The organism is Streptomyces sp. NBC_00029, from assembly GCF_045160505.1.
GTDB lineage: Bacteria > Actinomycetota > Actinomycetes > Streptomycetales > Streptomycetaceae > Streptomyces.
Window position 1 is genome coordinate 8,363,008 of sequence record NZ_CP108292.1, and the last position, 18,061, is coordinate 8,381,068.

Below are 18,061 nucleotides of genomic sequence, written 5' to 3' on the forward strand. Positions count from 1 at the left end.
AGACCGCGTCCGGCCGCCCGCGGTCACGCGAGCAGGTTCACCGCCCCCGTGAACACGCGGGGGAGACGGGCGGCCAGCGGGACGATCCGTGGCGCGAGCCGCGGCCGGTGACGGGCCCACAGCAGGGACGCGGTGAGGGCGCGGTAGCTGCGCGAGAGATCGCGCCAGGCCTGCTCGTAGGCCTGCGGACGCCCCGCCCGCACGCACCGCACCAGCTCGCCCGCCGCCGTCACGGCCAGGGTGAGGCCCTCACCGGTCAGCGCGTCCACGTACCCGGCCGCGTCCCCCACGAACAGCACGCGCCCCGCCACCCGTACGCGAGCCCCCTGGCGCAGCGGCCCGGCCCCGCGCACCGCCGTCGCGGTTCCCGCCGCCGCTGCCAGCCGCTGCGACAGCACCGGGAAGCGGGCCAGCTGTACGTCGAAGGGGGCCTGATCGGAGGTCAGGACGGCCACGCCGATCCGGTCGGGCGCCAGCGGGGTGACGTAGGCCTCGCACCGCTGCGACCAGTGCACCTCGACGAGGTCGCTCCACGGCGGGACGGCGAAGTGGCGGCGCAGTCCGTAGCGCGCCGGGCGGCGCGGCGCGAGCGGCGCCGACAGGCCGAGCCCGCGGCGGACGGGGGAGTGCAGGCCGTCCGCCGCGACGAGGTAGCGGGCCGTGAGCCCGGCCGCCTCGACCTGGTGGACGTCCTGGCGCACCTGGTCGACGCGCCCGGGGACCACCCGTACGCCGAGCTGCGCGGCGCGTTCGGCCAGCGCGGCCTGCAGTTCCGTGCGCCGGGAGCCGAGGCCCGGGCCGGACCGGAACAGCCCCTCCGCGCTGCGGCCGCTCTCGCCGTCGACGTAGCGGATGCCGTGGAACGGCTGCCCCGTGACGGGGACGCCCAGCTCCCGCAGGTGGCGTACCCCGCCCGGCATGAGGCCCTCCCCGCAGGCCTTGTCGATGGGGGTGGCCCTCGGCTCCACGACCACGGCCTCGAGGCCGGCGAGCGCGCCGTGGATGGCGGTGGCCAGTCCGGCCGGACCGCCGCCGGCGATCAGCAGGTCGATCACGAGGCGGCGCCGGCCGAGGGGACGGAGGCGGGCGCCCGCAGCCGGCCGCCGTCGGTGAGGGCTGCGTCCTCGCAGCCGATCCGTACGCGCAGCAGCACCAGGTTGAGCACGGTGAAGCCGATCGCGGTCAGCCACGCGGAGTGCACCAGCGGCAGGGCGACGCCCTCAGCGACCACGGCCACGTAGTTGGGGTGGCGCAGCAGCCGGTACGGTCCGGCCTCCACCAGCGGTAGTCCGGGAACGACGAGCACACGGGTGTTCCAGCGCCGCCCGAGGGTGGCGATGCACCACCAGCGGAGGCCCTGGGCGGCCACGGCGACGCCGAGGGCCGTCCAGCCGAGCAGCGGGATGAACGGCCGTCCGGCAGCCCAGGGTTCCACCGCACAGCCCACGAGCAGCGCGGTGTGCAGGGCGACCATGGCCGGGTAGTGGCCGCGGCCGTACTCGCGGCCGCCGCGGGCCAGGCTCCAGGCGGTGTGGCGGCGGGCGGTGACCAGTTCGGCGAGCCGCTCGGCGGCGACGAGGCCGATGAGCAGCAGGTACAGGGTGAGTGAGGTGGTGGCGGTGAAGGCGGGCAGGGAGATCGGGCTCATCGAGATCATCGGGTCACCAGCGCAGGAGGACGAGTTCGGAGGCGAAACCCGGGCCGAAGGCGAGCATCAGCCCGACCGATCCGGGCGGAGGCGGTCCCGCGCTCTGGACGGAGTCCAGGATGTGCAGGACCGACGCGGAGGAGAGGTTTCCGACGGCCGCGAGCGAACGCCGGCTGGCGGCGAAGGCCGACTCCGGCAGCGCCAGTGCGTCCGAGAGCGTGTCGAGGATCTTGGGGCCGCCGGGATGGCAGATCCACGCGCCGACGTCCGCGGGCTTGAGGTCGTGCGCGGCGAGGAAGGACTCGACCTCCTCGGCCACGTGCAGCCGGACCAGGTCCGGGAGTTCACGGCCGAGCACCATGCGCATCCCCCAGTGGCCGATGTCCCAGCCCAGGAGGTGCTCGGTGCCCGGGTACAGGCGGCTGCGGGCGGCCACCACCTCCGGTCCGGCGCCGGTGGCGTACAGGGGGTGGTCGCGGCCCACCGCGACCAGCGCACCCGCGCCGTCGCCGAAGAGCGCTCCGGCCACCAGGTTCGCCATCGAGGCGTCCGTGGACTGGAGGGTGAGGGAGCAGAGCTCGGTGGACAGCAGGAGGGCGGCGTGGCCGGTGCGGCCCGTCAGATGGTCGTGGAGGTGGCCCACTCCGGCGGCGCCGGCCGCGCACCCGAGGCCGAACAGCGGGACCCGCCGCACGTCGGGACGCAGGCCCGCGCGGGAGGCGAGGCGGGCCTCCAGCGAGGGGGTCGCGAGCCCGGTCACCGTGGTCGACATGACCAGATCGAGCTGCGCGGCCGTCAGGCCGGCGTCGGCGAGGGCGAGTTCCAGGGCCCGGGCGCCCAGCTCCAGGGCCGTCTCCAGGAAGAGGGCGTTGGTCGTGCCGAAGTCGTTCGCCGGGCCGTACCGCTCCAGCGGGAGCGCGAGATGCCGGCTGTCCACGCGCACCGAGCTGTGGACGCGGCGCAGCAGGGCGGTGTCGGAGCCCGGGGGCAGGAAGCGGGCGAGCGCCTCCGTGATCTCGGACTGGGGGTGGCGATGGGGCGGGAACACGCTGCGCACTGCCAGAACACGTGTCATTCCTTCACCATAGAAAACAACTGACACAGGGTCATGAATCAGGCGAACCGGGCGCGGCGCCGCATAGCGTGGCGCCGTGCCCGCGCGAACCACGCAGACCCACCGGCCCGCCACGGAGATCACCGGCGGCGCAGCACCCCGCTCCGCCGCCGCCGTCGCGGCCGGCCTGGCAGGGGCGTGCCATCCGCTGCCCGCCGCCGCCGTGACCCTGTTCGCCGCCGCCCTGGCCGCCGCCGCGGGCCACGGCCCCGTAGGGGCGGCCCTCACCGTGGGCGCGGTGGCCGCCGGACAGCTGTCGGTGGGCTGGTGCAACGACCGGGCCGACCTGCGGCGCGACCTGGCCACGGGTCGACCGGACAAACCGCTCGTCGCCGGTACGGTGACACCCGCGGCCGTGACCCGGGCCGCGGCCCTGGCCCTGCTGTTCTGCGTCCCGCTCTCCCTGGCCTGCGGGCTGCTCGCCGGCGCCGTGCACCTCGTCGGCGTGGCGGCCGCCTGGGCCTACAACCTCCGGCTCAAGCGCACGGCCGCCTCCTGGGTTCCCTACGCCCTGGCCTTCGGCCTGCTGCCCGCCTTCGTCACCCTCGGCCTGCCCGGTGCCCCCTGGCCGCCCCCGTGGCTGACGGCCGCCGGGGCCCTCCTCGGCGCGGGCGCCCACTTCGCCAATGTGCTGCCCGACATCGAGGACGATCTGGCCACCGGGGTGGCGGGGCTGCCGCAGCGGCTCGGGGTGCGGGCCTCGGCGGCGCTGGCCGGGCTGCTCGTCCTCGGCTCCACCGCCACCCTGGTGGTGGCACCAGCGGGGCGGGTGACGGCGTACGGCTGGCTGCTGCTGGCCGTGACCACCGCGGCACTGCTCCTCGCGGCCCGCCGGCCCGCCGGAAGGCTCCCGTTCCTGGCCACGATGGCGGTGGCCGGGGCGGACGTGGTCCTGCTGGTCGTCGAACTCCGCTCCTGAGCCGCCTCCGCAAGGCCCGCTACGGAGCCTCCCGGGTGCGGGTCCAGGTCAGGAGCGCCTCCGCCGGCCACGTGTTGATGACGCGCCCCACCGGAACCTCGCACTCCACGGCCCGCTCGCAGCCGACGATCTGCCAGTCCAGCTGGCCCGGGGCGTGCGCGTCCGTGTCGATCGCGAAGAAGGTGCCGGCCGCCACCGCGAGGCGCAGCAGCCGTCGCGGCGGGTCCAGGCGTTCGGGCCGGCTGTTGATCTCCACGGCGGTGCCGCTCTCCGCGCAGGCCGCGAAGACCGCCCCGGCGTCGAACTGCGACTCCGGACGGGTCCGGCCGGTGACCAGCCGCCCCGTGCAGTGGCCCAGTACGTCCATCAGCGGATTGCGCACGGCCGCCAGCAGCCGCCGCGTCATCGCGGGCGAGTCCATCCGCAGCTTCGAGTGCACCGAGCCGACCACCAGGTCGAGCCGTTCCAGCAGCTCCGGCTCCTGGTCCAGCCCGCCGTCGTCGAGGATGTCGCACTCGATCCCGGTGAGCAGCCGGAAGGGCGCCCAGGTGGCGTTGAGCTCGGCCACCACGTCCAGCTGCTCGCGCAGCCGCTCCGGGGAGAGCCCCCGGGCGACGGTCAGCCGTGGCGAGTGGTCGGTCAGTACGGCCCAGTCGTGGCCCAGCGCGGACGCCGCCCGGCCCATCGCCTCGATGGGGCTGCCGCCGTCGGACCAGTCCGAGTGCACGTGGCAGTCCCCGCGCAGCGCAGCCCGCAGGGCGGTGGCGGCGGGGGAGGCGGGCGGTCCCTCGGGGAGTGATGCGATCTCGTCCTCGAGCGCCTGCAGATAGGCGGGCACACCGCCGTCCACCGCTTCCCGCACGACCTGGGCCGTCTTGGGGCCGATGCCCTTCACGGACTCCAGGGAACCGGCCGCGATCCGCTCGGCCAGCTCGCCCTCGCCCATCCGCGTGACCACGGCCGCCGCGGACCGGAAGGCGCGTACCCGGTAGGTGGGGGCCTGCGCGCGCTCCAGCAGGAAGGCGATCCGGTCCAGCGCCGCAACCGGGTCCATCGCGCACCTCCTGCCTGCCGGCTCCCGGACCCAGTGTCCGGCGCGGGAGGCGGCTACGCCTCTCCGGTCTCCCGGGGCACAGCGGCGTCGAGGGCGGCGGTGAGGCGGCTCAGGCGGGCCTGGAGGTCGACGACCTCGGCGAGCTCGAAGCCGGTCGCGGCCGCGATCCGCCGGGGCACCTCCACCGCGCGGACGCGCAGCGCGGCGCCCTCCTCGGTCAGGTGGGCGTGCACGGACCGCTCGTCCTCGGTGCTGCGCTCGCGGCGGACCAGCCCGGCCGCCTCCAGCCGCTTGAGCAGCGGGGACAGCGTGCCGGAATCCAGCCGCAGGTGCCGGCCGATGTCCTTGACCGGCATCTCGCCGTGCTCCCACAGCACCAGCATCACCAGGTACTGGGGGTAGGTGAGCCCGAGGTCCTTGAGGACGACGCGGTAGAGGCCGCCGAAGGCACGGCTCGCGGCGTTCAGCGCGAAGCAGATCTGGCCGTCGAGGCGCAGGAAGTCCTGGTCGGGGTGGGTGGCGGTGGGCTGCTCGGTCATGCCGCCCAGTGTACCCGGGGTGAACTTGCGAGGCATTGAATTGTGCACAACTGAATTGTGTGCTCTAGTAGTGGAGCGCGGCCGACCACCGGCCGCCACCACGGTTCATTTCTGCGAGAGGACCTCTCATGGACGCGCTCTACACCGCTGTCGCCACCGCCAACGGCCGCGAGGGCCGCACCGTCAGCTCCGACGGCCAGATCGACCTCGCCCTCGCCATGCCCCCGGCGCTCGGCGGCAACGGTCAGGGCACCAACCCCGAGCAGCTCTTCGCGGCCGGCTACGCGGCCTGCTTCGCCAGCGCGCTCGGCCTCGTCGGCCGCCAGGCCAAGGCCGACACCAGCGAGGTCTCGGTCACCGCCGAGGTCTCCATCGGCAAGGACGGCGCCGGCTTCGGCCTCGCCGTCACCCTGCGCGTCGAGCTGCCCGAGTCCCTGGCCGGCGAGACCGGCGCCCTGCTGGTGAAGCAGGCGCACGAGGTCTGCCCGTACTCCCGCGCCACCCGCGGCAACATCGACGTCGACCTCGTCGTCGAGTAAAGAGATGCCGGACGCACGGCGGGCGGCCACCATGGAGGGGCATCCACTCGTACGGGGGCCGCACGCCAGGAGGCGCCAGTGGCGCACACCTACGCAACGGACGTGCTCGTCGCAGGCGCCGGCCCGGTCGGACTGACCGCGGCCGGGGAGCTGCGCAGGAGGGGTGTCTCCTGCCGGATCGTCGACCGCCTGCCGGCCAGGCTGCCGTTCGCGAAGGCGGTCGGCATCCAGCCGCGCACCCTGGAGGTCTGGGACCGCATGGGGATGGTCCGCGCCGCACTGGAGGCGGCCGTCCCGATGCGGGGCCAGTTCCTCTACATCAACGGCGCCGAACAGGCCCGCACCGAGCTCTCCGTGCCGCCCGAAGTGCCGTACGGATTCGCGGCGCTGCCGCAGTACGAGACCGAGCGCGTCCTCGACGAGTTCCTGGGCCGGTTCGGAACGGCCGTCGAACGCGGCACCGAACTGGTGTCGTTCCGGCAGGACCCCGACGGGGTGACCTGCCGCCTGCACACCCCGTCCGGGGAAGAAGAGGTACGGACCCGGTTCCTCGTGGGCTGCGACGGCGCGCACAGCATCGTCCGCAAGGGGCTGGGCCTCAGCTTCGAGGGCGGGGCGTTCGCGGAGGAGTACATGCTCGCCGACGTGCGCGTCGACTGGGACCTGCCGCCCGGGTACGCGGTGCGCTCCATGCACCGCAACGGCGACGGGGCGGTCGACGACGTCCTGGTGTGCATCCCGCTGCCCGGCCACGGCCGGTACCGCATGTCGATGATGGTGCCGCCCGAACTCTCCACCGCACCGCAGGCCGATGCCGCCGGAGACGGCATCACCCATGGCCTGCAGAGCGGCCGCAGCCCCGGACTCGCCGACATCCAGGCCGTCGTGGACCGGCTTTCACCGCAGCCGACCACCGCCTCCGACATCCGCTGGACCTCGGTCTTCCGCATCAGCCACCGGATCGTCGACCGCTACGGCGACGGCCGGGTCTTCGTCGCCGGGGACGCGGCGCACATCCACCCGCCGACCGGCGCCCAGGGCATGAACACCGGTATCCAGGACGCCTGGAACCTGGCCTGGAAGATCGCCCTCGCCGTCGGGGACGGCACGGCCCACCCCCGCATGCTCGCCAGCTACGACGCCGAGCGGCGCCCCGTCGGCGAAGAGGTCGTCGGCCGCACCGTGCGGCACGCCGTCGAGGGGATGGAGAACGACCCGGACGACCCGGCGACCCTGATGATGCGCGAGGCCCAGCTCCTCGTCGGCTACCGCGGGAGCCCGATCGTGGACCCGCCCGGCGACGGACCGGGACCGCGTCCGGGCGACCGGGCCCCCGACTGCTCCGGCCTCACCCGGCCCGTCGCCGCCTACCCGATGCGCCTGTACGACGTCCTGCGCGAGCGGGAACACGTACTGCTGCTCTACGGAGCCGGCCCCGTCACCGGATCCGGGCTCGACGCACTCGTCCGTACGGCACGGGACCTCTCCGGCGGCCGGATGGAGGTCTGCGTGCTGCTCCCGGCCGGTGCGGGCGCCGACACCGGCTTCGAGGCCGACGGGACACCACTGCCCGTGTACCGCGACAGCCGGGGCGAGTTCGCCCGCCTCTACGCCGCCGAGGAGCCGACGGCCTTCGTGATCCGCCCGGACGGATACCTGGGCGCCCGGCTCTCCCCGCCCGCCCCGCAGCCGCTGGCAACCCACCTCGCGGCCGTCTTCCCCACGAACTGATCCGTCAGGCGCGGGCGGCGGCCTCCCGGCGCTGCCGCTTGCCGAGCGGGGCCAGCGACATGTCCTGGGCCTGCGACTTCAGCGGCTTGAAGCCGTACCCGTGCTCGGTCAGCCAGCTCTCCGCCGCCAGCTCCGCACGGGCCGTCGCATCGAGAATGTCCTCCTCCGCCTCACCCGAATCCAGGAAGCGGAAGGTGAAGAAGGGGCGGGCCGCCAAGTCGTACGACAGGTGGCCCTCGGTGGTGAAGCGCGCGCGCAGCATGTCGTGCTCGGGCGCGGCGGCGAGCAGCTCGGCCGTCTGGTCGTCGGTCAGGGAGTCGAACGAGCCGCGGACGGTGATACGGAAGGTACGGGTAGCACTCATCCCCGGAGCCTAGATCGGGCACTCCGTCCCCTGCACCCGGATATCCGCCGGTCCGCCCCGGCCCGTCGGCCCCGTCGGCCCCGGCCGCCCCGCCGACACCGGCGAAGGCCCGTACGGACCGCACGCACACCCCGAAAGGCCCGTCCGGGAGCACGTTTTGGATAGTCGGACGATCCTCAATACGATCCGGCGATGATCACTAGAAAACGGCTTGCGGTCGGGGCGTGCGGCCTGCTCGCCGCCCTGGCCGTCGGGCTCTTCCCGGCGAGCGCCACCGCCGCCGACGAACCGACGGCGAAGGAACCCCCCAAGGTCGACCTCGTCCTCGACGTCAGCGGCTCCATGCGGGCCAACGACATCGACGGACAGTCCCGCATGGCAGCGGCCAAGCAGGCCTTCAACGAGGTCATCGACGCGGTCCCCGCCGAGGTGCGCCTCGGCATACGGACCCTGGGTGCCGACTACGCGGGGGAGGACCGGGCGGTCGGCTGCAAGGACACCAAGCAGCTCTACCCGGTCGGACCGCTCGACCGGACCGAGGCGAAGACCGCCGTGGCGACCCTCGCCCCCACCGGCTGGACCCCCATCGGCCCCGCCCTGCTCGGCGCGGCCCAGGACCTCGAGGGCGGCAACGCCACCAAGCGGATCGTGCTCATCACGGACGGCGAGGACACCTGCGCCCCGCTCGATCCGTGCGAAGTGGCGCGCGACATCGCCGCCAAGGGCATCCACCTGGTCATCGACACCCTCGGCCTGGTCCCGGACGCCAAGACCCGGGCCCAGCTGACCTGCATCGCCGAGGCCACCGGCGGTACCTACACCTCCGTGCAGCACAAGGCGGAACTCTCCAGCAGAGTGCGCCAACTCGTCGACCGGGCCGCGGACCCGGTCGTCAACCCGGTCGCCACCGAGGGCGCGAAGCAGTGCGAGGGCGCACCTCAGCTGAAGGCCGGCCTCTACAGCGACCGCGAGACCTTCGGCGAACACCGCTGGTACCGGGTCGACGTCCTGCCGGGCCAGGAACTGCGCGCCTCCGTCAGCATCGGCGCCGACCGCGCCGTCAACAACGACTACGGCGTACTGCTGCGCGCCACCACCGTTCACGGGCGGGAGATCGTGCGCGGCTCGGAGGCCGGTGACGGGCGCACCGACGTCCTCTCCACCGGACTGCGTTACCCGAAGGCCGAGACCGACGGCGCGGACTCGGACGACAAGCCCGTGCCCGAGACCGTCTGCCTCCAGGTCAGCAACTCCTTCTCCGCTCCCGCGTCCGTCAAGACGACCCCGGGCATGCCCGTCGAGCTCACCATCGATGTGGTGGACGGACCCGACGAGGCCTCCGACGTGGCCGCCTTCGGCCTCGGGCGGGGCTGGTGGCTGCTGGCCGTACTGGCACTCGCCGGACTGCTGGCCGGTCTGGTGTGGGGATGGATCTCCCGCTGGCGCATCTCCGTCTGGAGGACCAACTGATGCGTGGAGCAAGCAGACTGACCGCTTCCCTGCTGGCCGCGGCCGCCGCCCTCACCGTGGCGGGCACGGCCGTGGGCACCGCCGTCGCGGACACGCCCTCGCCGAGTGCCACCGCCTCCGCGAGCCCGGGCGGCGCCAAGGCCGAAGCAGCCCCCACCGAGGCGGGCACCAGCTTCCGTACCGCCGCGGCGTTCCGCCCGGGCCAGAAGGCCACGGCCGGCGCGTCCAGCGGTGACTACCTCTACTGGGTGCTGCCGATCGACGCGCAGCAGCGCGTCACGGTGAAGGCCGCCGTCACCCTGCCCGAATCGAAGGCCCGCCACGGCGCCTCGACCTGGCAGATCGACGTGTACGACGGACTGCGCCGCCGCCAGGCCTGCACCTACGGGACGCAGACCGCAGCCGCCGCCAAGGACGCCGCGACCGTCGAACTGTCCTGCACCCTGCGCACCGTCCGCGCCGGCGCCGAGCCGTGGGCCAACGACCCGCTGCCGGGCAGCTACTACGTACGCCTGACGGTCGTCGACCTGCCGGACGAGGACCTGGGCCTGCCGGTCCGGGCGTCCGTCGAGGCCGAGGTGAAGGAGACCGGCGGCAGCCAGGCGGTCGACGCCGCACTCTCCACCCCGCTGGTCGCCGGCACCGTGACGGCGACCCTGCGCGAGCCCGAGGACGGCTGGTCCGGCGGCTGGTGGTCGGACCGCTGGATCTGGACGGCCGCGGGCGGCGCGCTCGCGGCCCTCGCGGGCCTCTTCGGATACTCCCTGACGCGCGGCTCCGGCCGCCCGCCCCGGGCCTGAACGAAGGGGAGGCCGCGGCCCTTCGGCCGCGGCCTCCCCCACCCGTCCGCGGGTCAGCGTCCGCGGGTCAGCCGGGTCTGGAACGAGGGCTCGGCCAGGTTCCCCTTGACCGCGACGGGCACGCTCCTGGCCCCCTCGCCGTTGCCGACCGTCAGCAAGCCCATCTCGGCACCGTCCTTCGCGCTGTGCGGCAGGGGCCCGGCTCCGGCAGTGGGGCCGAGGGACAGCTTCAGCTGCTGGCCCGGTACGCCGATGACGTTCAGGTCCTTGGTCGCCACCAGTGGCGTACGGCTGCCGAGCCCGTCGTCCACGTGCCCGACGACGTCGCCCTTGCGGATCACCGGGACCGACGCGAGCGCCGTCCGTACCGCCTCGATGATCGTCTTGCTGTTCGCCAGCACCAGTTTCAGGCTGTTCCCGCCGTCCTCGTCCGGCCCGTCCACCCGCTGGTCCATCAACGTGCCGAGGATCAAAGGCGTCTCGTCACCGATCGACTTGTACGCCGCCCACATCAGCGTCCCGCCGGCCGGCGTGCTGGAACCGGTCTTGATGCCACGGATGCTCAGACCCTGGGCGGTGAGCAGGATGTTGTTGTTCTCGAGCCGCTTGGACAGCCCCTTGATGGTGGCGTTCGGAAGCGCGACGATCGACCGGAACGTCTCGTCCTTCATGACGGCTTCGGCGAGCTTCAGCTGATCGGCGGCGGTGCTGACGGTGGCCGCGTCCAGACCGCTGGGGTCCGTGTAGGTGGTGCTGTCCATGCCGAGCTCCTTGGCGGCGGCGTTCATCTTCGCGACGAACGCGGCTTCGGAGTCGGTGCCGGAGTCCCAGCGGGCCAGCAGGCGGGCGGCGTTGTTGCCCGAGGGGATCATGAGCATCTTGAGCATGTCCTGCTGGCTGAACTTCGTACCGGCGGCCAGCCCGGAGATGCGGGACTCGTGCTCGGAGGTTCCGTCCGCGACGAACTTCGCGTCGATCGTGATGTCGGGACCGGGCTCCGTCTTGCGCAGCGGGTGGTCCTTGAGGATCACGTAGGCCGTCATGACCTTGGCGACGCTGGCCGTCGGAACGGGCTTCTGCTCGCCGAAGGTGCCGAGGTCCCCGGAGCCGGGGACGCGGACGGCGCCCTGGCCCTTGGCGGGCCAGGGGATGGTGAACTGCCCGTCCAGGGTGCGGTCGGTCGCGGAGGCGACGAGCTGCGGGGCCGGCAGCGGGCGCAGCAGCTGGGCACCGGCGCCCGCGCCCACGAGGAGGAGCAGGACCGGCGCCCATATCTTGACGCGGCGCACCGCGGTCCGGCGCGGGGTCTCCGTCGGGGCGGGGGTGTTGGTGAGCTCGGCCAGCAGGTCGAGCGGGGGCAGCGGTGCGGCGGGTGCCGGCCCGGCCTCGGGCGGCCGCGGCGCGGTGGGCCCGGTGGGCGCGGGAACGGCTTCGAGGTCCTTGAGCGCGACGAACTTGCTCGTCCGCTCGGAGTCCGCCTCCACGTCCCGCGCCCAGGACGGCGTCGTACGCGGAGCATCGGGCCGGGCGGCCTCGGGCCGCGGCCGTGCGATGAGCTGCGTCTCGTCGGCTGCCGCCGCGGGCTCGGCGCGGTCCCCACCCGGAACCTCCTGCGTCCCCTCGGCTCCACCCCGGGCACCGACGCCGCGCGCGGCCGCGGGCTTTGCCGGAGTCGCGCCCTTGGCTTCGCCCTCGGCCTTCGCGCCATGCGCGGGCTCGGCCTCGGGGGCGTCCTTCTCCTGGTCCTTCGTCGGGGCTTCGGTCGTGGCGTCGGATTCGGCCGCGTCGTCGGCCTCGGCCACGGCCTCCGCCTCGGACGCTGCGGGGGTCTTGGCCTTGGCTTCGTCCTTGGCCGTCGCGTCGTGCGTGGGCTCGGCCTCGGGGGTGTCCTTGTCCTGATTCTCCGTCTGGGCCGGTGCCTCGGCCACGGCCTCCGCCTCGGACGCTGCGGGGGTCTTGGCCTTGGCTTCGTCCTTGGCCGTCGCGTCGTGCGTGGGCTCGGCCTCGGGGGTGTCCTTGTCCTGATTCTCCGTCTGGGCCGGTGCCTCGGCCACGGCCTCCGCCTCGGACGCTGTGGGGGCCTCGTCCTTGGCTTCGTCCTTGGCCGTCGCGTCGTGCGTGGGCTCGGCCTCGGGGGTGTCCTTGTCCTGATTCTCCGTCTGGGCCGGTGCCTCGGCCACGGCCTCCGCCTCGGACGCTGTGGGGGTCTTGGCCTTGGCTTCGTCCTTGGCCGTCGCGTCGTGCGTGGGCTCGGCCTCGGGGGTGTCCTTGTCCTGATTCTCCGTCTGGGCCGCTGCCTCGGCCGGGGCCTCGGACTCCACACCCTGCGCGGGCCCACCTTCGGGGAGCGCATCGGCCGTGGCTTCCGCTTCGGCCTCGGCGTTGCCGCTGGTCTTCACCTCGGCTTCGTCCGTGGCTCCCGCGTCCGCGGTGGGCTCGCCGACGGTGGCGTCCGTGTCCTGATCCTCCGTCCGGACCTCGGGCTCGGCCCGAGGGGTGTCGGTCGCCGGACCGGCAGGTTCGCCCTCCGCCGCCTCCGGCCCCCCGTCGTCGGCCGTCGGCTCGGCGGAATCCTCCTGGGTCTCCGCCTTCAGGACGGTGGTACCCGCCTCGATCTCCGGGTCGTCCGAGGAACCGCCCGCCACCGTTACCGCCTTCATCCCAGCCCCGCCTTGCCGCTCACACCGTGCCGATACGTTCGGCGAGGACCCGACGGGTCCTCGCCGAACTGCTAGATGCCCCCGGTGCCGCGCTCGTTCCGCGCGCGGGATCTTGTGACCGTTCGGTCATATTCGGTGAGTACGCCTACTCATGACCGTGCCCGCCCGCCCGGCCGACCATGGACCGAAGCGCACCGAAACACATCGCACCGCATCGCTTCGCACCAGCCGAACGGGGCCGTCCATGCTCAGCCGAATCGCCGCCACGCTCGTACCCGCCTTCGGGCGGCTGACCGTCACCGCCGACCCCGGAGTACGGCCCGCCCCCGGTGCCATTCTGGTCGCCAACCACACCTCCCTCGCCGACCCGGCCGTCGTGGTCGCCGCGCTGCGCCGGTACGGGATCGAGCCGGTCATCCTGGCCACCAGCGGCCTCTGGCGCGTACCGCTGCTCGGCTCCGCGCTGCGCCGCGAGGGCCACATCGCCGTCCACCGCGGCACCACCCGCGCGGCCGACTCCCTCGACGCCGCGGCCGTCGCCCTCGCCTCTGGCCGCAGCGTGCTGCTCTACGGCGAAGGCAAGCTGCCCCTACGCCGCGACGCGAGGGAGACGGCCCCCGGCCCCTTCCGCAGCGGCCTGGCCCGGCTCGCCGCCGCGACGGGAGCCCCGGTCGTGCCCGTGGGCCAGGCAGGCGTACGCCGCCTCTGCTCCGGGAACGGTGCCAAGCAGCTCGCCGGGGTCTTCACCGCCCCGCTGCGACGCCCCTGCCTGCACGTGCACATCGGCTCGCCGCTCCACCTGCCCGACCGGGTGCCCGAGGCGACGGACCGAGCCCGCCAGGCGGTCACCGCGGCCTGGCGGACCGCAGCGTCCGCCCTCGGTGAGGCGGGCGGGGAGAGGATCTGAGGCATGTCCCGATCGGCCCCCCGGGCCGTGTCGCCGAGCCCGTCACCGGCCGCGGCGTGCGACCGTCTCCGCATGACCGAAGGCTCGACACCTCACATCTCGCCGGCGCGGATCACCGTACTCGGCGTCCAACCCGGTAACCCTCCCTTCCGCATCGTGGAGGTCGACGGAGAGTTCGTCGGCAGAGCGATGTCGATGACGGACGTATTGCTGGTCGCGGCGGAGGTGGGGATCCCGATCCACGACCTCGACGACCTGGAGGTGGTCCGGTGGGTCGGCGGCGGCAAGTTCACCTGGACCACGACCGCCATGTGAGCCCGCCGCTGCGGCAAAGCCCCTCGGCGAAGAGGCCCTGCGGCAGGAGCGAGGCGCCGTCAGGTCAGGGGCGGGCGGCGATGCTCAGCGGTGCGCGGGGTGCCTTTCGGCACGGGCAGCCTCAGGCGGGTGTCGGGGTTGGCCGGCGGAAGCGCGACCGGCCTGGCACCGTCGTGGTCCTGCGCGACGTCGTGGAGCGGGCGGGTGCCTTCCGCCGCGTCCGCCAGCCACTGCCAGACCCCCGGCCCGTGGCCGTCCGGCTGCCCGGCGGCTGATTCCCCGTTGGAGATCCATGTCGTGAGGGTGAACCGCTGGTCCGCGAACCGCCCGCTGGGGCAGGTGGACGGTACGACCTCGTGAAAGGCGCCGGCCGGGAAGAAGACGATGGTGTCGTGCTCGGGCTCGACGGTCCGGTAGGACTCCGCCGGCCGTGCCCTGCCGTCGTGCACCACGGTGTCGTACAGGCGCAGTTGGCCGCCGCCGAAGCCACGGGGCGTGCGGTGGAGGTAGTACACCGCGGACAGCGCCGTGCGCACGTCCCGGACGCGCGAGGCGTCGGTGTGGATGCCGAAGTGGCCGCCTTCGCCGTGCGCCGTCAGCACGGTCAGCGACCGGGTGAGCGCGGACCGGTGGCCGAGGACCTCCTGAACGGGCGGCAGGCAGTCGGCGAGGTGTGCGCTGAACACCTCGCTGGTCACGGGGAGGACCAGGGAGTCCCGCCCCTTGCGGGACACCTGTCCGGTGAGGGGGTCCAGGACGGTGCCCGCCGTGAAGTCGTCCTCCCGGGATATCGCGTATTCCAGAAGGGCCGCGGCGCGTTCCGCTCCAAGGAAGTTCTCGAACCGGCAGACCGGTGCCTGTACCGCGAGGGCGGGGGACCACTGATCGGAGGGCGGCAGTACTCGGGGGCTGATTTCCATCGGCATGGCCGGTTCCATCGTGTATCCGCTCATAGCCCGGAACCGTACGACGGCGGCCGTCCGCGCCGAAGGGGCACACGGGGGCGCACGGGAGTGCACGGCGTACGCCCGCACCGGGTGCCCCGGGGTGGTGCCGGTCGGCGGTAAACGGAATTCGTGCGGGGAACCGGACGGGACCGGGGGAGTCTCAGCGGGTGGTGTGCCCGAGAACGACATGGGCCGCGACCTCACGGCCCGCGTCCGTGTCGATGAACGACACCATCACCGGGCTGCTGCCCGTGGGCCCGCCGGCCGTCGCACGCAGCCGGTAGCGCTCGACGCGGACGGCCTCGCGGGCGAGCGGGCCGCCGCCCGTGAAGAGGGACGGCGGCTTGGCGTCATTGGCGATACGGAAGTCGGCCGGGCGCCAGGTGCCCGCGCCGGGGTCGAAGCGTTCCAGCAGGAAACCGGGCCCGCTGCCCGCCGCACCACCGGGTTCGCCGACCAGCATCTCCATCTGGAAGGCGACCAGTACGTGCCGGTACTCGGCGGAGTTGCCGTTCCGCAGGGTGACGGTGAACTCCTGCGGGGCGCCACCCCGTACGAGGGCCAGCCGGCCGCCCCGGGTGTCCACCGCGACCGTGAGCCGGGTCGGGGCCGGAGGCGGCGTCGGTGTCACGGCCCGGGTCGTGGGCGGCGCGGAGGCGGAGGGCGACGCCGGGGCGGAGGCCGTCACCGGGGCGGAGGCCGATGCCGACGGTGACGGTGACTGCGCGGTGGACGCCGAAACGGAGGCAGCCGCCGGGGCCTCGGCGGCCTCGTCCCCGCATCCGGTGATGCCTGCCAGCAGGACGGCGGCCACGGCCGCCGCGCTCAGGCCCCGGCGGGGGCCTCGGGATGCGGGCATGAGATCGGGTCCTCCAAGGTCGGCTTCGGGCTGGAAGCTAGCAAGGCGGCGCCCCTGCCTGCGAGGCCGAACGGGCTTCGACGCGGCGACGTTTCGGTCACGGGCGGCCCGGCGCCGCTCAGACGCGGAGGGTCGCCTCCAGAACGGTGACCGCCCGCCCGGTGAGGTGGACCCGGTCCCCGTGGACGGCGGCCGTCACCAGGCCGGGGCGTGCCGAGGCCTGGAATCCGGTGAGGGCGTCGGTGCGGCCCAGCCGAGCCGCCCAGTAGGGGGCCAGTGCGGTGTGGGCACTGCCGGTGACCGGGTCCTCGGGGATGCCCCTCGCCGGGGCGAAGAAGCGGGAGACAAAGTCGTACGCGTCTTCCGTCGCCTCCTCGGCCGAGGTGGCCGCGGCGCCTGCGGCCACCTCGGCGACGGCGGTGACGATGACCCCGCGCAGATCCTCGCGCAGGCTCAGGGCCGCGACCGCCGCGAGGTCGGGGCACAGCGTCCGTACGGTGGCCTCGTCGGGCAGGACGGTGAGCAGATCGCCCAGCGCGCCCGTACGGAACGTGGCCTCCGGCCGTGCCCCCAGGGCGTCGGCGAGGCCCGCCGGTACCGGAACCTCCGTCACCGGGGCGGCCGGGAAGTCCAGAGTGATCTCCCCGTCAGCCCCGTCTGCCCCCTCACCAGCGGCCCGCGCGGTGAGCAGGCCGCTGTACCGGCTCAGGAAGCGGACCGGGCCACCCGTCAGCAGACCCTCCCGGCGCAGCGTGTGAACCGTGGCCAATGTGGCATGGCCGCACAGATTGGCCTCGACGAGCGGAGTGAACCAGCGGATCTCCCAGTCGGCCTCGCCCCCGGCCGGGAGCGGCAGGGCGAAGGCCGTCTCGGGATGGTTCAGCTCGGCGGCGATCTGCCCCAGCCGTATGTCGTCGGGCCAAGGGCCGGCCGGGAGCAGGCAGACACCGGCAGGATTTCCGGTGAAGGGACGGCTGGTGAAGGCGTCTACGATCTGGATGCGCATCCCGTGAACGTAGCGAGGCCGATCCGCCTCGCGGCAAGGCCAATTCCCGGTCCGTGGCCTGCGGTCGTCCCTCAGCGCAGCGGCTTCTCGAAGCTGAAGGCGGTCACGGCCATCCGCTCGCGGAAGTAGAAGCGGTGCGCATCGGTCCGCTGGGTGCCGGACTCCAGGGTGAGGGCGGTGCAGCCCGCCGCCAGTGCGTGCCGCTCCAGGTGCGCGAGGAGCTCGTGCCCCACTCCGGCGGAACGGGCGGCAGCGGCGGTGACCAGGTCGTCGACGTAGAGCGAGCGGACCATCGAGGTATTGACGACGATCCGCCAGCCGGCGGCGCCCACGCACACGCCGTCGGCGTCGTAGGCCGCGGTGAAACGAAGCCCCTGGCCGCGCGCCTCCGCGACGATCTCGAGGAAGAGCTCCTCGGTGAGGTGGGGACGGAGTTCGAGCAGCACGGGGAGCAGGTCGGCTGCGAGCCGCGCGTCGCCCGGCTCGAGGTCGATGATCTTCATACCGTGAGCCTACTGGGCCGGGCCGGGAACTCTCCGGGTGAAAAACGTCGCGCGGTCGCGGCCGGCATGTCGAAATGGGAAGGACGGCTCCGACGTCCCATGCGAAGAGGCTCCCGATCCCGATCCGCCTCCCGATCCGGACTTCGGCCCGGATCCCCGGTTCCGGAGCCGCCGCGCAGAGCAGAAGGAGTGGCACCCCATGAAGTACATGCTGATGGTCCTCGGGAAGCAGTCCGACTACGACGCCATGGGCGGCGCCGCGAACAGTGACAGCCCCGGATGGTCCGAATCGGACCTGAAGGCGATGTTCGACTACATGGGCGCCCTCAACGACGACCTCGCCGAGTCGGGCGAGTGGGTCGACGGGCAGGGACTGGCCGATCCCCGCCAGGCCCGCCTGGTCACCGCGGCCGCCGACGGCAGCCCCGTGGTCTCCGACGGGCCGTACGGAGAGGCCAAAGAGGTGCTCGCCGGCTACTGGATCGTCGACGTCGCGGACTTCGCCCGGGCCGCCGAGATCGCCGCCCGTGCCTACGCGTGCCCGGTCCCGGACGGTGCGCCGAACTACCCGGTCGTCGTCCACCCCGTCGACAGCCGCTCGGGGGCCGAGATGTGCTGACGGACCCCGGCCCCGGCCCTGGCCCCGGCCCCGGTCCAGGCCCCGACCCGGCCTCCGAAGCCGCCTC

The 18,061-nt window shown here is 73.7% G+C and carries 19 protein-coding genes; 8 read left to right on the forward strand and 11 right to left on the reverse strand.

The features are described from left to right. Positions 1 to 23: 23 nt before the first annotated feature. Genes OG753_RS38475 through OG753_RS38485 form a run of 3 tightly spaced genes read right to left on the reverse strand, consistent with a single transcriptional unit; the run spans position 24 to position 2,723 of the window. Positions 24 to 1,055, reverse strand: coding sequence for an NAD(P)/FAD-dependent oxidoreductase (locus OG753_RS38475; RefSeq protein ID WP_405792184.1), 1,032 nt, complete (start codon positions 1,053 to 1,055; stop codon positions 24 to 26). Then, a complete protein-coding gene (locus OG753_RS38480) occupies positions 1,052 to 1,657 on the reverse strand; it encodes an isoprenylcysteine carboxyl methyltransferase family protein (RefSeq protein WP_383195758.1) in 606 nt (201 codons plus the stop codon). Before OG753_RS38480 ends, OG753_RS38475 begins: the two co-directional genes overlap by 4 nt. Before the next feature lie 4 nt (positions 1,658 to 1,661). Next, a complete protein-coding gene (locus OG753_RS38485) occupies positions 1,662 to 2,723 on the reverse strand; it encodes a 3-oxoacyl-[acyl-carrier-protein] synthase III C-terminal domain-containing protein (RefSeq protein ID WP_327266402.1) in 1,062 nt (353 codons plus the stop codon). A gap of 76 nt (positions 2,724 to 2,799) precedes the next feature. On the opposite strand from OG753_RS38485, the gene OG753_RS38490 reads away from it, so the two are divergent. Next, positions 2,800 to 3,681 carry a UbiA family prenyltransferase gene (locus OG753_RS38490; RefSeq protein WP_405792187.1) on the forward strand — a complete coding sequence of 294 codons (882 nt, stop codon included), beginning with the start codon at positions 2,800 to 2,802 and terminating at the stop codon, positions 3,679 to 3,681. A gap of 19 nt (positions 3,682 to 3,700) precedes the next feature. Here OG753_RS38490 and OG753_RS38495 read toward each other — a convergent pair whose 3' ends face one another. Both OG753_RS38495 and OG753_RS38500 read right to left on the reverse strand, forming a co-directional pair. Next, positions 3,701 to 4,735, reverse strand: coding sequence for a PHP domain-containing protein (locus tag OG753_RS38495; RefSeq protein WP_405792189.1), 1,035 nt, complete (start codon positions 4,733 to 4,735; stop codon positions 3,701 to 3,703). Positions 4,736 to 4,788: 53 nt separating this feature from the next. Beyond that, positions 4,789 to 5,274, reverse strand: coding sequence for a MarR family transcriptional regulator (locus tag OG753_RS38500; protein ID WP_327266405.1), 486 nt, complete (start codon positions 5,272 to 5,274; stop codon positions 4,789 to 4,791). A 128-nt stretch (positions 5,275 to 5,402) separates the two neighbouring features. Here OG753_RS38500 and OG753_RS38505 point away from each other — a divergent pair, with 128 nt between their 5' ends. Together OG753_RS38505 and OG753_RS38510 are read left to right on the forward strand one after the other, a co-directional pair. After that, complete coding sequence (locus OG753_RS38505) at positions 5,403 to 5,813, forward strand: organic hydroperoxide resistance protein (RefSeq protein ID WP_327266406.1); 411 nt, start codon at positions 5,403 to 5,405, stop codon at positions 5,811 to 5,813. 78 nt (positions 5,814 to 5,891) lie between these two features. Continuing rightward, positions 5,892 to 7,544: an FAD-dependent monooxygenase gene (locus OG753_RS38510; RefSeq protein WP_405792191.1), complete on the forward strand. Its 1,653-nt coding sequence runs from the start codon at positions 5,892 to 5,894 to the stop codon at positions 7,542 to 7,544. 4 nt (positions 7,545 to 7,548) lie between these two features. Here OG753_RS38510 and OG753_RS38515 read toward each other — a convergent pair whose 3' ends face one another. Then, a complete protein-coding gene (locus OG753_RS38515) occupies positions 7,549 to 7,908 on the reverse strand; it encodes a DUF6204 family protein (protein WP_327266408.1) in 360 nt (119 codons plus the stop codon). Between the two features lie 192 nt (positions 7,909 to 8,100). Here OG753_RS38515 and OG753_RS38520 point away from each other — a divergent pair, with 192 nt between their 5' ends. Together OG753_RS38520 and OG753_RS38525 are read left to right on the forward strand one after the other, a co-directional pair. Continuing rightward, positions 8,101 to 9,378, forward strand: coding sequence for a VWA domain-containing protein (locus tag OG753_RS38520; RefSeq protein ID WP_327266409.1), 1,278 nt, complete (start codon positions 8,101 to 8,103; stop codon positions 9,376 to 9,378). Further along, positions 9,378 to 10,178: a hypothetical protein gene (locus tag OG753_RS38525; RefSeq protein ID WP_405792194.1), complete on the forward strand. Its 801-nt coding sequence runs from the start codon at positions 9,378 to 9,380 to the stop codon at positions 10,176 to 10,178. Before OG753_RS38520 ends, OG753_RS38525 begins: the two co-directional genes overlap by 1 nt. A gap of 53 nt (positions 10,179 to 10,231) precedes the next feature. On the opposite strand, the gene OG753_RS38530 is transcribed toward OG753_RS38525, so the two are convergent. Beyond that, positions 10,232 to 12,838 carry a serine hydrolase gene (locus OG753_RS38530; protein ID WP_405792196.1) on the reverse strand — a complete coding sequence of 869 codons (2,607 nt, stop codon included), beginning with the start codon at positions 12,836 to 12,838 and terminating at the stop codon, positions 10,232 to 10,234. A gap of 244 nt (positions 12,839 to 13,082) precedes the next feature. Here OG753_RS38530 and OG753_RS38535 point away from each other — a divergent pair, with 244 nt between their 5' ends. Together OG753_RS38535 and OG753_RS38540 are read left to right on the forward strand one after the other, a co-directional pair. Then, positions 13,083 to 13,745, forward strand: a complete 663-nt coding sequence (locus OG753_RS38535; protein ID WP_327266412.1) for a lysophospholipid acyltransferase family protein — start codon at positions 13,083 to 13,085, stop codon at positions 13,743 to 13,745. Positions 13,746 to 13,817: 72 nt separating this feature from the next. Then, positions 13,818 to 14,060, forward strand: coding sequence for a hypothetical protein (locus OG753_RS38540; protein ID WP_405792198.1), 243 nt, complete (start codon positions 13,818 to 13,820; stop codon positions 14,058 to 14,060). 59 nt (positions 14,061 to 14,119) lie between these two features. On the opposite strand, the gene OG753_RS38545 is transcribed toward OG753_RS38540, so the two are convergent. From OG753_RS38545 to OG753_RS38560, 4 genes are all read right to left on the reverse strand, one after another. Continuing rightward, positions 14,120 to 15,013, reverse strand: coding sequence for a 2OG-Fe(II) oxygenase (locus tag OG753_RS38545; RefSeq protein WP_405792200.1), 894 nt, complete (start codon positions 15,011 to 15,013; stop codon positions 14,120 to 14,122). Between the two features lie 154 nt (positions 15,014 to 15,167). Further along, positions 15,168 to 15,866, reverse strand: coding sequence for a hypothetical protein (locus OG753_RS38550; protein ID WP_405792202.1), 699 nt, complete (start codon positions 15,864 to 15,866; stop codon positions 15,168 to 15,170). Positions 15,867 to 15,984: 118 nt separating this feature from the next. Next, a complete protein-coding gene (locus tag OG753_RS38555) occupies positions 15,985 to 16,872 on the reverse strand; it encodes a PhzF family phenazine biosynthesis protein (RefSeq protein ID WP_405792204.1) in 888 nt (295 codons plus the stop codon). A gap of 71 nt (positions 16,873 to 16,943) precedes the next feature. Beyond that, the gene (locus OG753_RS38560) at positions 16,944 to 17,375 is read right to left on the reverse strand and encodes a GNAT family N-acetyltransferase (RefSeq protein WP_327266417.1); all 432 of its coding nucleotides are present in this window, start codon (positions 17,373 to 17,375) and stop codon (positions 16,944 to 16,946) included. Positions 17,376 to 17,574: 199 nt separating this feature from the next. Between OG753_RS38560 and OG753_RS38565 the strand changes: the two genes are divergently transcribed. Continuing rightward, a complete protein-coding gene (locus OG753_RS38565) occupies positions 17,575 to 17,994 on the forward strand; it encodes a YciI family protein (protein ID WP_327266418.1) in 420 nt (139 codons plus the stop codon). Positions 17,995 to 18,061 lie beyond the last annotated feature (67 nt).